This is a genomic window from Gordonia sp. 11cp, from assembly GCF_057767225.1.
The window spans coordinates 3,802,703-3,815,686 of record NZ_CM173437.1 but is presented as its reverse complement, the minus strand read 5'-3'; the positions used below and the strand labels follow the sequence as shown (position 1 = coordinate 3,815,686).

Below are 12,984 nucleotides of genomic sequence, written 5' to 3'. Positions count from 1 at the left end.
GGAGGCGGACCGGCCGGTCACGAATCCCGCTGCATCGTGGCCCACAGACCGGCGGCGTGCAGCTTCGCGACGTCGGCCTCGACCTTCTCACGGTCGCCGGAGGACACCACGGCCCTGCCCTCGGTGTGGACCTGCATCATCAGTTCATTGGCCCGGGACTCGGAGTAGCCGAAGATCTTCTGGAAGACGAAGGTGACGTACCTCATCAGATTGACCGGGTCGTCCCACACGATCGTCATCCACGGCTTGTCGAGTCCCGGCGCGCCGTCGGCGACCTCGGGTTCGGCAACCGCCGTACCGCCGGGGGTAGCCTCGTGCGCACGAGTTTCGTCAGGCGCCATAGGGACAGGGTAAGCGATTGTGAGCATCGACAACACCGCGCTGCTGACCGATCAGTACGAACTGACGATGGTCGCGGCAGCGCTTCGCCACCCGGTTGCGCACCGCCAGTGCGCATTCGAGGTCTTCGCTCGCCGACTCCCCGACGGCCGTCGCTACGGCGTCGTTGCCGGGACCGGCCGCGTGCTCGACGAACTCGCGGCCTTCCGATTCGGCGACGAGGAGATCGCCGTCGTCGAACGATTCCTCGATTCCGACACGGTGGCCTGGCTGCGGGACTACCGCTTCTCCGGCGACATCGACGGCTATCGGGAGGGTGAACTCTACTTCCCCGGGTCGCCGATCCTCACCGTCCGCGCGACGTTCGCCGAGGCCGTCCTGCTCGAGACCCTCATCCTGTCGATCCTCAACCACGACAGTGCGATCGCCTCGGCCGCGGCTCGCATGGTCAGCGCCGCCGGGTCGCGGCCGATCATCGAGATGGGGTCACGGCGCACCCACGAGCGCGCGGCCGTCGCGAGTGCGCGCGCCGCCTACATCGCGGGCGTCGCGGCCACCTCGAACCTGGAGGCGGCGAGGCGCTTCGGCGTGCCCAGCGCCGGTACCGCCGCCCACGCGTTCACCCTCGGCTTCACCGGACCCGACGGGCCCGACGAGAAGGCCGCGTTCGCCGCGCAGATCGAAGCCCTCGGCGTCGGGACGACGCTCCTTGTCGACACCTACGACATCACCCAGGGCGTGCGCAATGCCATCGAGGTGGCCGGACCCGCCCTCGGTGCCGTGCGGATCGACTCCGGAGACCTCGGCGTGCTGGCCCGCCAGGTACGCGCACAACTCGACGACCTCGGGGCGACGGAGACGAAGATCGTGGTCTCCGGCGATCTCGACGAGTACGCGATCGCCTCGCTGCGCGCCGAGCCGGTCGACACCTACGGCGTCGGGACGTCGCTCGTCACCGGTAGCGGAGCACCGACCGCGGGGATGGTCTACAAGCTCGTCGAGGTGGACGGCCTGCCGGTGGCCAAACGGGCGAGCCACAAGGAGTCGCGCGGCGGCGCCAAATCGGCCGTACGCGCCGCCCGGTCCAGCGGCACGATCGTCGAGGAGATCGTCTATCGCGCCGGTGGTACCCGCCCCGCACCGGAGAAACACCACGTGCGGGACCTGCAGATCCCCCTCGTCCGCGGCGGCACGCCCGTCGAGTCGCTGCCGTCGCTCGCCGATGCGCGCGCACATCTCGCGGCCGGGCTGGTCAGTTTGCCGTGGGAGGGTCTCGGCCTGTCCCATGGAGATCCCGCGGTCCCGACCCGCTACGAACTCGGCTGAACCGAACCGCACAGTCCCAACCCATCGACGCCGGCGATCGGCGATGGGCCCCGACGCCAGGAGGAACCGATGCACCTCGACGACAGGAGAAATGGATGAGCGCCGAACGCAGCGACGGCACCCGGCCCGCCGACGCGCTGATCGTCGTCGACGTGCAGAACGACTTCTGCGAGGGTGGCGCCCTCGGGGTGAACGGCGGCGCCGCGGTCGCGCGGGCGGTCACGTCGATCCTCGACGAGTACCGGACCGTCGTCGCGACCCGCGATTACCACATCGACCCCGGTGACCACTTCTCCGACGACCCCGACTACGTCGACACCTGGCCGCCCCATTGCCGCGTCGGCACCGACGGTGTGGCGTTCCATCGCGAGTTCGACGCCGGCGCGGCGCACGAGATCTTCTCCAAGGGCGAATACAGCGCCGCGTACTCCGGTTTCGAGGGAGCGGCCGACGACGGGTCGACCCTCGCCGTCTGGCTGCGCGAGCGGAAGGTCAAGACGGTAGACATCGTCGGCATCGCCACCGACCACTGCGTGCGGGCGACCGCGCTCGACGCGGTGGCAGCCGGATTCACCACGCGGGTCCTTCTCAACTTCACGGCCGGCGTCGCGCCGGAGACCACCTCGAAGGCGCTGTCGGCGCTGCGGGAGGCAGGTGTCGAACTCGTGGGCGACCTGCTCTACGACGGGTCGAGCCACACCGGGTAGCCCGCCGCGATCTCGACATCGAGGGAACCGACCGGGACCGCGATACGTCTGAACACAACACCCCGTACCCGGCCGCGTCTCCACCGCGACCACAGCAAGGACAACCGGAACCCACCTCATGCCCAACACACCCCCGGTGACCGACCTGCTCGACGCGGCGGTCACCGCACTCGGCGGTCGTCGCCGCGACGGCCAGGTCGCGATGGCCTCCGCGGTCGCGCACGCCATCGACACCGGTGAGCATCTCGCCGTCCAGGCAGGCACCGGCACCGGTAAATCGCTGGCCTACCTCGTGCCGGCCATCCGGCACGCGGTCGAGAGCGGCCGGACCGTCGTGGTGTCCACGGCGACGATCGCCCTGCAGCGCCAGCTCATCGAACGCGATCTCCCCCGCCTGGCCAAGGCGCTGAAGAAGCCGATCGGCCGCGAGCCCACCTTCGCGATCCTGAAGGGCCGCGGAAACTACTTGTGCCTGAACAAGATCCACTCCGGCACCGCCGATGAGCCGGACACCGAGCTGTTCGACCCGTTCGAGTTGTCGCGCACCGGCCGCGAGGTGACGCGCCTTCGGGAGTGGAGCAGCGACACCGAGACCGGCGACCGGGACGACCTGGTCCCGGGTGTGTCCGACCGGTCGTGGCGACAGGTCAGCGTCACCGCCCGCGAGTGCCTGGGCGCGGCCAACTGCTCCTACGGCGAGGACTGCTTCGCCGAGCAGTCGCGCCGGCGGTCCGGGAAGGTCGACGTCGTGGTCACCAACCACGCGCTGCTGGCCATCAACGCCACCAGCCCGGCGAACGTCCTGCCCGAACACGACGTCGTCATCATCGACGAGGCCCACGAGCTCGTCGACCGGATGACCTCGGTCGCCACCGACGAGTTGTCGGCTGTCTCGGTGGCGCTCGTCGCGCGCCGGTGCGGGAAGCTCGTCGACGAGGAGACCGCCGATGCCCTCCTGGGCGCGGGTGAACAACTGGGCGACCTGCTCGACGCGGCCCCGATGCGCCAGTGGACCGGTCTGCCGGCCGACGCGACCGCGGTGCTGGTGATGCTCCGGGATCGACTGTGGCAGGCACGCACCGCCATCGGACCCGTGCGGATGGCCGGCGCCGACGACGGCGCGGCCGCCGCCCGATCCGCCGCGCTCACCTCGCTCGAGGACATGCACGACACCGTCGTCCGGGTTCTCGGTGCGTTCGACGAACCCGACGAGGCCAAACGACGCGACGTCGTGTGGGCGTCGCTGGACACCTCGCGCCGCGGGACCGAACCCCGGCCGGTTCTGCACATCGCGCCGCTGTCGGTCGGCGGCCTGCTGCGCGCCTCGCTGTTCGCCGACGCCACCGTCGTCCTCACCTCGGCGACGCTCACGATCGGCGGGTCCTTCGACGCCCTCGCCGCCACCTGGGGACTGCCCGCGTCGGGGCGCGGAACCGACCGTCCGGTGACGGACGAGGCGAACGTCTCCGATGTCACCGCGAGCGGCAAGGCGGTTCCGTCCGATTCGGGATCGGCCCGCTGGACCGGCCTCGACGCCGGTTCGCCGTTCGACTACCCGCGGTCGGCGATCCTCTACGTCGCGCGCCACCTCCCGCGGCCCGACCGCTCGGGTATCTCGACTCGCGCGATGGACGAGATCGCCGAGCTCGTGAATGCCGCCGGCGGTCGCACCCTCGGCCTGTTCTCCTCGATGCGGGCGGCCCGCGAAGCGGCCGACGCGATCCGCGACCGCACCGACCACCCGGTGCTGTGCCAGGGCGACGACACCACCTCCACCCTCGTCCGGCGGTTCGCCGACGACCCCGCGACCTGCCTGTTCGGCACGCTGTCCCTCTGGCAGGGGGTGGACGTCCCCGGACCGTCACTGAGCCTGGTCCTCATCGACCGCATCCCTTTCCCTCGTCCCGACGACCCGTTGCTGACAGCTCGGCAGCGGGCGGTCGACGCGCGCGGCGGCAACGGATTCCTCTCCGTCGCGGCCAACCACGCCGCCCTGCTCCTCGCCCAGGGGGCCGGACGGTTGCTGCGCTCGGTCGACGACCGCGGTGTCGTCGCGGTCCTCGACTCCCGGTTGGCGACGGCCGGTTACGGCGGCTATCTGCTCGCGTCGTTGCCCCCGATGTGGCGGACCACCGACCCCGCGGTGGTCCGCTCGGCTCTCGCCCGGCTCACCGATCCCGCGCGCTCGGTGGGCTGACCTCGACCGACCCCGGCAGTCCCCGTCCGGCCGACACGGCGCGCGGACCATGACAAGACAATCCCGTCCGCGGGGCACTAGGTTGGGAACCGGTGATACCAACGAAGGCGAGACCGACAGCGCACCCCGGCCAGTCACGGGAGCTGACGACAGGAGGCTCCACGTGATCGGGCGCATGGGTATCGACGACATCGCACCCCTTGTGTCAGCAGGCCAGCAGCCGGCGAAAGCTGTTGTGGGAGAATACTTCCCGGTCAGCACCACAGCCTGGCGTGAAGGACACGACGCCATCGGTGTCACGCTGCACGTCGAGACTCCCCGACGCGAGTCCTTCGACGTCCGGATGGTTCCGGCTCCTGAGCCGGACACCTTCAACGCGGCCTTCGTGCCCGACGCCGTCGGATTCTGGACCTACCGCATCGAGGCCTGGAGCGACCCGTACGCCACATGGCGCTCGGCCGTCATCAAGAAGCTCGATGCCGGGCAGGGCGCCGCCGACCTCGCCAACGACATCGAGACCGGGGCGCAGGTACTCGACACCGCCGCCGGACTCGTCGCGGGCGAGGACCGAGAGCTCCTGCTCGACGCCGCCCGCCAGCTGCGGGCGCGCCGACGCCGCGTCGAGAACCGGGTGGGCCTGGCGATCTCCGACGAGGTGGTCGAGCTGCTCACCGCGCACCCCGTCCGCGAACTCGTCACCAAGAGCCGTACCCACCGGGTGTGGGTCGACCGCACCCGGGCACTGTTCGGCTCGTGGTACGAGCTGTTCCCGCGTTCCACCGGCGGCTGGGACGGGGAGGGCAACCCCGTCCACGGCACGTTCCTCACCGCCGCCCAGGACCTGCCCCGCGTCGCCGACATGGGCTTCGACGTCGTCTACCTCCCGCCGATCCACCCGATCGGCGAGGTCAACCGCAAGGGTCCCGACAACACTCTCGTCGCGGGTCCCGACGACGTCGGCTCGCCGTGGGCCATCGGGTCCGCGGACGGCGGTCACGATGCGATCCATCCCCTGCTCGGTAGCGAAGAAGACTTCGAGTACTTCGTCGGCCGGGCTCGTGAACTCGGCCTCGAGGTCGCCCTGGATCTTGCGTTGCAGTGCGCCCCGGATCATCCGTGGGCGACCGAACACCCCGAGTGGTTCACCACCCAGCCCGACGGCACCATCGCGTTCGCGGAGAACCCGCCGAAGAAATACCAGGACATCTACCCGCTGAACTTCGACAACGACCGCAACGGCATCTACCGCGCGGTGCTGAAGGTCGTCCTGCACTGGGTCGGGCTCGGCGTCGACATCTTCCGTGTCGACAATCCACACACCAAACCGCCGAACTTCTGGGAGTGGCTGATCAGCGAGGTCAAGAAGCGGCACCCCGACGTGCTGTTCCTGTCCGAGTCCTTCACCCGCCCGGCGCGCCTCTACGGCCTCGCACGGCTCGGCTTCAGCCAGAGCTACACCTACTTCACCTGGAAGACGCTGAAGTGGGAGCTCGAGCAATTCGGCCGGGAGATCGCCGACCACGCCGACGAGGCCCGTCCGAATCTGTTCGTCAACACCCCCGACATCCTGCACGCGAGTCTTCAGCACGGCGGACCGGGCATGTTCGCCCTGCGAGCCGCTCTCGCAGCCACCCTCGCCCCGACGTGGGGCGTCTACAGCGGCTACGAACTGTACGAGCACGTCGCCGTCACCGAGGGCAGCGAGGAGTACCTGAACTCGGAGAAGTACGAGTTGCGGCCCCGTGACTACAAGGCGGCCGCGAGCCGTGGCGAGTCTCTCGAGCCGTGGATCACCTCGCTCAACGAGATCCGCCGGCGCCACCCGGCGCTGCAGCAACTGCGCAACATCCACTTCCACCACGTCGACAATCCGGCGCTCATCGCCTACTCGAAGATCGACCCGGTGTCGGGCGACCGCGTCGTCGTCGTGATCAACCTGAACCCGTTCGGCGCCGAGGACTCCACGGTCTGGCTCGACCTGCCGAAGCTCGGCTTCGAGTGGTACGACCACTTCTCCGTCCGCGACGAGGTCACCGGCGAGGAGTACTGGTGGGGCCAGGACAACTACGTCCGCCTCGAGCCCTGGCGCGCGGTGGCGCACATTCTCGCCCTGCCGCCCCTCGACCCTGCCGCCGCACAGCAACTCGCCCTTCGGATCCAGTGAGGTATTCGTGACCGATCGCCCCGATCCGCCGGACCTGCCGGACCCGAGCGCCACCGACCACGACCTCCGTCGCCTGGCCGCGCAGACACATCCCGACCCCCACGCCTTCCTCGGTGCTCACGATGCGCCCGGCGGCACCACCATCCTGCGCACGTTGCGCCCGGACGCGACGTCGGTGTCCGCGGTCATCGGCGGGGTCGATCATCCGATGACCCGCCAGACCGACGACCTGTGGGTGGTCACCGTTGCGATGGCCGACCTCATGGACTACCGGTACCGCGTCGTCTATCCCGACCCCGCGGGCGGCACGTCGGAGTTCGTCGTCGCCGACGGTTATCGGTTCCTGCCGAGCCTGGGCGAGGTCGACATCCACCTGTTCAGCGAGGGCCGCCACGAAGCGCTGTGGAACGTCCTGGGCGCGCGCGTGACGTCGTACACCACGACCGACGGCGACGTGCACGGCACCGCCTTCTCCGTGTGGGCACCGAATGCCCACGGCGTCACCGTGATCGGCGACTTCGACAACTGGACCGGACGGGTTGCGCCGATGCGCAAGGTCGGGGTCAGCGGCGTGTGGGAGGTCTTCATCCCCGACGTCGGCGACGGCACCCACTACAAATTCCGCGTCCACGGCGCCGACGGCGTCATCCGCGACAAGGCCGACCCGATGGCCTTCCGCACCAGCACCCCGCCGGCAACCGCCTCGCGGGTCACCGTCTCCGAGCACGTGTGGTCCGACGACGCCTGGATCGCGCGCCGGGAACGGTCCGCTCCCGAGCGCGAGCCGATGAGCGTCTACGAGGTCCACCTTGCATCCTGGCGGCAGGGCCTCGGCTACCGCGAACTCGCGCACGAGCTGGCCGATTACGCCGTCGAGAAGGGCTTCACCCACGTCGAGTTCCTCCCCGTCGCCGAGCATCCGTTCGGCGGCTCGTGGGGCTACCAGGTCACGTCCTACTACGCACCGACGGCCCGCTTCGGGACCCCCGACGACTTCCGCTACCTCGTCGACCATCTCCACTCGCGGGACATCGCCGTGATCGTCGACTGGGTCCCGGCCCACTTCCCCAAGGACGATTGGGCGCTGGCCCGTTTCGACGGCACCCCGCTGTACGAGCACGCCGACCCGATGCGCGGCGAGCAACTCGACTGGGGCACCTACGTCTTCGACTTCGGCAGGCACGAGGTCCGCAACTTCCTGGTCGCGAACGCCCTGTTCTGGTTCGGCGAGTTCCACATCGACGGCCTCCGCGTCGACGCGGTGGCCTCGATGCTCTACCTGGACTACTCGCGGCCGGCCGGGCAATGGCGTCCCAACGTTCACGGGGGCCGGGAGAACCTGGAGGCGGTGCAGTTCCTCCAGGAGACGAATGCGACCGTCCACAAACACTTTCCGGGCGTGATCACGGTCGCCGAGGAGTCGACCGCGTGGCCGGGTGTGACCCGCATGACCGATCTCGGCGGACTGGGCTTCAGCTTCAAATGGAACATGGGCTGGATGCACGACACCCTCGACTACCTGTCACGCGACCAGGTGCACCGCAGCTTCCACCACCACGAGATCACCTTCTCGCTGGTGTACGCGTGGAGCGAGAACTTCGTGCTGCCCCTGTCCCACGACGAGGTCGTGCACGGCAAGGGCACCCTGTGGACGCGGATGCCGGGCGATTCGTTCGCCAAGGCCGCGGGCGTGCGCGTCTACCTCGCCTACATGTGGTCCCACCCCGGCAAGCAGCTGCTGTTCATGGGGCAGGAGTTCGGGCAGACCGGCGAATGGGCCGACAACCGGAGTCTGGACTGGCACCAACTGGAGGGCTGGGAAGGCGAACTGCATTCCGGCATCTCGGCTCTCGTCACCGACCTGAACCGGATCTACCGCTCGCGACCCGCGCTGTACACCCAGGACATCGACCCGCTCGGATACGAGTGGATCGACGCCAACGACACCGCCAACAACGTGATCAGCTTCCTGCGGTACGGCACCGACGGCTCGGTCGTCGCATGCCTGTTCAACCTCAGCGGCTCCGATCGCGCCGATTATCAGATCGGGCTCCCGTCAGCGGGCGTCTGGGACGAGATCCTCAACACCGACGCCGCCGCCTACAGCGGCGCCGCACGGGGCAACATGGGGTCGGTGTCCGCGGACGGGCCGTCGTATCACGGCCGTCCCGTCTCCGCGCGGGTCATGCTCCCCGCCAACTCGGCGATCTGGCTCGTGCCGCGGGACTAGCCCCCGCGGCGCGCGCCTCACCCCGTCAGAACAGCGCGCTGGCGAGCTTGCGCCGTGCGCTCACGACGAACTGCTCGGCGGGATCGAAGAGTTCGAACAGCTCGAGCAACCGGGTGCGCGCACGGGTGCGTTCCTCGCCCGCGGTCACCCGGACGACGTCGATGATGCGGTCGAACGCGGCCTCGGGCTGTTGCGAGAGCAGCAGGACATCCGCGGCCGCCAGCTGCGCGTCGACATCACGCGGCGACGCCGTCTCCACGATCGCGGGGTCGTGCGCCTGTGCGCGCAGGATGAACTCGAGATTCCGCGCCGCGGACGCGGCTTCGAGATTCTCCGGCTCGGCGTCGGCGATGGCCCGATAGTCCGCGAGGGCGCCGTCGAAGTCGCCGTCGTTCAACTTCGCCTCGGCAGCGAGCAGCCTCGGGTCCTCGGGTTCCGGTTCGGGGGCCGGCCCGCCGGGGACGCCCGGCAGCACGTCGCCGACCTGGGCGAAGATGTCGTCGATCCACTGGGTGATCTCGGCTTCGGAGCGCACACCGTTGAACGCGGTCACCGGCTGACCCTGCACGATCGCGACGACCATGGGGATCGACTGGACCCGGAAGGCCTGTGCGATACGCGGATTCGCATCGACGTCGACCTTCGCCAGCATCCAGCGTCCGCCGGATTCGGCGGCGAGACGCTCCAGGACCGGCGACAGCTGCTTACACGGACCGCACCATTCCGCCCACAGGTCGATGACCACGAGTTGCTGCATCGACCGGTTGAGCACCTCGGCCTCGAACGTCTCCTCGGTGACATCGAGAACCGCTGCCGGCGCGGGACCCGAACCGGCGGCGGGCGGTTGCCCGCCCGGGACGGGTGCCTGACCGGCGTGGGCAGCCTGCGACTGTGCCCGTTGCGCCTGCGCGCGTTCGGCTTCGGCTCTCTCCTTGAGTCCGCCGAGATCCACTGCGCCGGACATGGCCATGGCTGCTGCCGCTTGCTGTCGGGCCGCGGCTGCGGCCTGCTGACGATTGGTTGGTCGCGTCACCCTTCCAGTGTGTCACGACCCGCGACACGGAATCAGGTGGCGTCGGGCGAACGGGCGCCGTCCCCTACGGCGGTCGCGCGGGCCCCGTCGGGGCGGACGACCGGTGCGAGTGCGACGGCCAGGACAAGGGCCGCCACCGCGGCGAGCAACCCGGTGTTCAACGAGGTCCGGCTGCTGATGAAGCCGACGACCGCGGGGCCGGCGAGCATGCCGAGGTAGCCGCATCCGACGACCGCGGAGATGGTCCGGCCACTCGACTCACTCGACAGATTGCCCGCCGCGGTGAAGATCTGCGGGATCAATCCCGCCAGGCCCAGTCCAAAGACGCCCCATCCCACGATCGCGAGCGCGGGTACGGGCGAGAGCACCGCGATCAGGATGCCGGCGGTGCCGAGCAGACCGCCGTAGCGGACGACGGCGACCGGACCCACCGACCCGACCACCGGGTCGATCACGAACCGTGCCACGGTCATCGTCGCACTGAAGGCGCCGAAGGCGATGGCGCCGACGGCTTCGGCGGAACCGAAGGTCTCGACCACGTGGAGGGCACTCCAGTCGTAGGCGGTGCCCTCGGCCAGCATCAGTGCGAAGGCGACCAGCGCCAGGAGCACGAGGCGGCGCCGATCCACCGTGTGCCACCACTTCGTGGGCGCGGCCCCCGCGGTGGACTCTGCGCGCGGGTTCGCATCGTCGGAGCCGACCTCGCGGTCGGCGAGCCCTCGCGCGTTCCACGCGACGACACCCACACCGCCCACCGCAGCGCAGGCCACCGTGGGGATGACACCGACATCGGCCCACAGGGTCGCGGCCACCACCCCGGATCCCACCAGGCTGCCCGCCGAGAAGAAGCCGTGGAACGACGACATGATCGGTCGGCGGTGGGTCCGTTCGACCACGACCGCCTGCGCGTTCATCGACACGTCCAGGCAACCGTTGGCGAAGCCGAAGGCGACGAGCGCGACCGCGAGGGTGAGCGCGTCGACGGCGAGCACCGGCGCGATGATCACCGCCGACAGCAGCAGCGCGGCCCCGATGGTCACCGGTCGAGAACCCCGGCGGTCGATCAGACGTCCGCAGACCTGCATCCCGACGAATGCCGAGGCGCCGAGCAGGAGGAGCAGGCCGCCGAGCTGATCATGATCGACTCCGGTGCGCGCGCTGATGACCGGGATGTGCGCCACCCACATCGCCGCGAGAAACCCGTTGAGCGCAAAGATCGCCCCGACGCTGCGGCGTGACCGGCGTAGCGTCGGGGCGATCGGAGGCGAGGTCGGGACGGTCAGGCCGTGGCCTGTCTGGGTGCGCGGTCGGTGGACAGCTCGGCGAGATGACCGTTGCGTCGCGCCCACCACTCGAACACGATCGTGCCGAACGGCGGAATGCTCGACGCCAGAGCGAGCAGGGTGACGATCGGGATCCCGATCCGGCGCGAACCCACCGGCAGCTCCCACTTCACGGAGTTCCACTTGAGCTGCACGGCCGTGAGGAGAGCGACGACAACGAAGAGCACGAAGACGATTCCGTGGATCATTCCCGGCTTGGCGATCGCCTCGTCGTCGTTGTTGACCCGCTTGACGACCATCGCGACCAGCAGGACAGCCCAGGTGATCGCCTCGGCGACGGCGACGAACCGAAAGCGCTTGGCGGGTGTGGTCAGGTCGAAGAAAGACAGCATGGCCCTCATTGTGCCGAATCGGACAGTAAACTACTACAAGATGTCGTAGACATCTCGTTCGTCATGCCTTGGGAACCCGGACGATCAGGGCGTCACCCTGGCCGCCGGCACCGCAGAGCGCGGCCGCACCGACGCCGCCGCCGCGTCGCTTCAGCTCGAGCGCGAGGTGCAGCGCGAGACGGGCACCGGAGGTACCGATGGGGTGGCCGACCGCGATGGCGCCGCCGTTGACGTTGACGATCTCCGGGTCGATCCCCAGCTGCTGGGTCGAGGCCAGACCCACGGCGGCGAAGGCCTCGTTGATCTCGATGAGGTCGAGATCCGCGGGCGCGATGCCCTCGCGGTCGCATGCCTTGACGATCGCGTTGGCCGGCTGCGCCTGCAGGCTGGAATCGGGACCGGCCACGACGCCGTGGGCGCCGATCTCCGCCAGCCAGGTCACTCCGAGTTCCTCGGCCTTGGCCTTGCTCATGACCACGACGGCCGCCGCGCCGTCGGAGATCTGCGACGAGTTGCCCGCGGTGATCGTGCCGTCCTTGCGGAAGGCCGGCCGAAGGCCGGACAGCGACTCGGTTGTCGTGTTGGCCCGGATGCCCTCGTCCTCGGCGAACTCGATCGGGTCGCCCTTGCGCTGCGGGATGGACACCGGGACGACCTCGTCGTCGAAGACGCCGTTCTTCCACGCGGCGGCGGCGAGCCGATGGCTGCGCGCTGCGAACTCGTCCTGCTGCTCACGGGTGAATCCGTCGGCGTCGTTGCCCTGCTCGGTCAGCGCCCCCATCGGCTGATCGGTGAAGGCGTCGAACAGTCCGTCGAAGGCCATGTGGTCGACGAGCTCGGTGTTGCCGTATTTGAAACCGCCGCGGCTGCCCGGCAGGAGGTGCGGCGCCTGGGTCATCGACTCCTGGCCGCCGGCGACGACGACATCGAACTCGCCGGCCCGGATGAGCTGGTCGGCCAGCGCGATCGCGTCGATGCCCGACAGGCACATCTTGTTGATGGTCAGGGTCGGGACGTCCCAGCCGATACCGGCCTTGATCGCGGCCTGTCGAGCAGGCATCTGTCCGGCCCCCGCAGTCAGCACCTGGCCCATGATCACGTACTGGACCTCGGACGCGGGAACGCCCGACCGCTCCAGCGCGCCCTTGATCGCGACCGCACCGAGGTCCACTCCGCTGAAGTCCTTCAGCGAGCCCAGCAGGCGGCCGAAGGGTGTGCGTGCACCGGCGACGATGACCGTTGTCGTGTCGGCAGTCGAAGTCATGAAGAGAACCTCCGGGGTGTGAAAAACGGGGGCCAACCGAGCGCCCGCT

The 12,984-nt window shown here is 69.4% G+C and carries 10 protein-coding genes; 5 read left to right on the top strand and 5 right to left on the bottom strand.

Features of this window, described 5'->3' with window-relative positions; genetic code table 11:
* Nucleotides 1-17: 17 nt before the first annotated feature.
* Nucleotides 18-341, bottom strand: a complete 324-nt coding sequence (gene clpS / locus AC3B6C_RS17050; protein WP_010841707.1) for an ATP-dependent Clp protease adapter ClpS — start codon at nucleotides 339-341, stop codon at nucleotides 18-20.
* Between the two features lie 19 nt (nucleotides 342-360).
* Between clpS and AC3B6C_RS17045 the strand changes: the two genes are divergently transcribed.
* The 5 genes from AC3B6C_RS17045 to glgB all read left to right on the top strand — a co-directional run bounded on the left by AC3B6C_RS17045 (nucleotide 361) and on the right by glgB (nucleotide 8,963).
* Nucleotides 361-1,665: a nicotinate phosphoribosyltransferase gene (locus tag AC3B6C_RS17045; RefSeq protein ID WP_488373556.1), complete on the top strand. Its 1,305-nt coding sequence runs from the start codon at nucleotides 361-363 to the stop codon at nucleotides 1,663-1,665.
* Nucleotides 1,666-1,760: 95 nt separating this feature from the next.
* Nucleotides 1,761-2,372, top strand: a complete 612-nt coding sequence (locus AC3B6C_RS17040; protein ID WP_014926368.1) for an isochorismatase family protein — start codon at nucleotides 1,761-1,763, stop codon at nucleotides 2,370-2,372.
* A 118-nt stretch (nucleotides 2,373-2,490) separates the two neighbouring features.
* The gene (locus AC3B6C_RS17035; RefSeq protein WP_488357729.1) at nucleotides 2,491-4,569 is read left to right on the top strand and encodes an ATP-dependent DNA helicase; all 2,079 of its coding nucleotides are present in this window, start codon (nucleotides 2,491-2,493) and stop codon (nucleotides 4,567-4,569) included.
* Nucleotides 4,570-4,732: 163 nt separating this feature from the next.
* Nucleotides 4,733-6,733 carry a maltotransferase domain-containing protein gene (locus AC3B6C_RS17030; RefSeq protein WP_488373555.1) on the top strand — a complete coding sequence of 667 codons (2,001 nt, stop codon included), beginning with the start codon at nucleotides 4,733-4,735 and terminating at the stop codon, nucleotides 6,731-6,733.
* 7 nt (nucleotides 6,734-6,740) lie between these two features.
* The gene (gene glgB, locus AC3B6C_RS17025; RefSeq protein ID WP_488373553.1) at nucleotides 6,741-8,963 is read left to right on the top strand and encodes a 1,4-alpha-glucan branching protein GlgB; all 2,223 of its coding nucleotides are present in this window, start codon (nucleotides 6,741-6,743) and stop codon (nucleotides 8,961-8,963) included.
* A gap of 25 nt (nucleotides 8,964-8,988) precedes the next feature.
* On the opposite strand, the gene AC3B6C_RS17020 is transcribed toward glgB, so the two are convergent.
* From AC3B6C_RS17020 to AC3B6C_RS17005, 4 genes are all read right to left on the bottom strand, one after another.
* On the bottom strand, nucleotides 8,989-9,933 hold the full coding sequence (locus AC3B6C_RS17020; RefSeq protein ID WP_488358780.1) for a tetratricopeptide repeat protein: 945 nt from the start codon (nucleotides 9,931-9,933) through the stop codon (nucleotides 8,989-8,991).
* Between the two features lie 95 nt (nucleotides 9,934-10,028).
* The gene (locus tag AC3B6C_RS17015) at nucleotides 10,029-11,183 is read right to left on the bottom strand and encodes an MFS transporter (RefSeq protein WP_488373552.1); all 1,155 of its coding nucleotides are present in this window, start codon (nucleotides 11,181-11,183) and stop codon (nucleotides 10,029-10,031) included.
* A 92-nt stretch (nucleotides 11,184-11,275) separates the two neighbouring features.
* Entirely contained in the window at nucleotides 11,276-11,671 is a 396-nt protein-coding gene (locus AC3B6C_RS17010) for a DUF3817 domain-containing protein (protein WP_488373551.1), read from the bottom strand.
* Nucleotides 11,672-11,732: 61 nt separating this feature from the next.
* Entirely contained in the window at nucleotides 11,733-12,935 is a 1,203-nt protein-coding gene (locus tag AC3B6C_RS17005; RefSeq protein ID WP_488373550.1) for an acetyl-CoA C-acetyltransferase, read from the bottom strand.
* Nucleotides 12,936-12,984 lie beyond the last annotated feature (49 nt).